This window comes from Flavobacterium rhamnosiphilum, from assembly GCF_004349195.1.
Lineage (GTDB): Bacteria > Bacteroidota > Bacteroidia > Flavobacteriales > Flavobacteriaceae > Flavobacterium > Flavobacterium rhamnosiphilum.
On sequence record NZ_SMLG01000035.1, the window covers coordinates 1 to 1,440 of the forward strand.

Below are 1,440 nucleotides of genomic sequence, written 5' to 3' on the forward strand. Positions count from 1 at the left end.
CAATGTCATTAAGTTAAGAAATTTTTAAAAGCTATCTTTTTGATTTTTAGTTACATTAGGTTTTATTCTGGTTCTATATTTTCCTGAATTTCTTTCAAAAGATCTATTGGGTCTTATTGGAATAAGGTTTTCTTTATACAACTGCTTAAGGTCTTCAAAAGATTTTTCCATTGATTTTGAAGTAAGGAATAAATCTAGTATTCTGTTTTTAAGAAAACCATAAGATAAATTGGTGTTGATTTTATAATCATATTTTTTTTGTTGATTATCCTTAACTAAATCATCTTCTAATTCACTTACAATTAAGGTTTGTATATTACTCACAAACAGTGCTGCATAGAAATCTTGTTGAATACTTTCATTGGAGTACCCTGAGAAATGTTCAACTTTTAATTTATTTTTTAATCGATCATAAAATGTTTCTATTCCCCATCTTTGGCTGTACAATTCTTTAAAAACTGAACTAGGATATTTTTTGTTATCTAATAATGATGTGATTAATATTTCTGTTTGCCCTTTAGGTAGCTCTACACGTATTAATCTAACTTCAATTGGAGTATCCTTGTCGTATGACTTGTCGGATAGTTTAGTATTTTTCCCAGGATAGAAAGTTACTATTTGAGACTTCTTTTCACTTGATTCAAAATCAATGGTAACTTGACTAAAAGAAACTTTCACACGCATGAGAAAATTTAAATCTCTTTTTATATGCTCATAAATAAAACCATATGAAGGATAACCTCTGTCGTAAATTAATAAATCATTGGATTTGCAATGCAATAAATGTGATAAAGCTAATTTTCTTTCTCCTGAACTCAAAGGAGCTAAAATTCCATCTAAAACATAGTTGTTTTTAACATCGTATATTACTGAACATCTTGCTTGAACTATGCTAGTGGTTGTTTGGTTTTTTGCATCGCCATACATAGATTTTAATTCATTAGTGATCGGTAAGGTAATTCGAGAACCGTCTATTGCTAATAGTCTAAATTCTCTCCATAGTTTTATAGCTTTATCATTATCAGTGTAAAATTCATCTATTAATGTTTGAGAGAGTTTTTTAAAGACTTCTGGTCTTACCTTCATTCGAGCTTGAACAAATGCGCTCTTTGTAAACTTACTACCAATATTGGGTTTTAGAAAACTTATGAAGTTATCTATTTCCATCGTGAGGCTTTTTCTAAGGAAGTTTAACATAAATAGCAAGATAAAAGGAAAATTCTGTTTTCTATTTCGTGTAAAGTCTTTTTCTGAAACTTTATATTCGTTTTTCAATTCCTCACTAAATAATTGTGTTTGTATCTTTTTGAAGATAAAAATAGCTGTTTTTTTTCAAAGTTATAAATGATTGATTATCATATAAATATATGAAAAATTTTACAAATAAAACACATAATAATCTAAAAATCAGCTAGATAAACCCTTAACTTAATGACATTG

At 27.7% G+C, this 1,440-nt stretch carries 1 protein-coding gene; it reads right to left on the minus strand.

What is annotated here, in order from left to right; all coding sequences use genetic code 11:
* Positions 1 to 24: 24 nt before the first annotated feature.
* Complete coding sequence (locus tag E0I26_RS16395) at positions 25 to 1,320, minus strand: IS4 family transposase (protein WP_131917520.1); 1,296 nt, start codon at positions 1,318 to 1,320, stop codon at positions 25 to 27.
* Positions 1,321 to 1,440 lie beyond the last annotated feature (120 nt).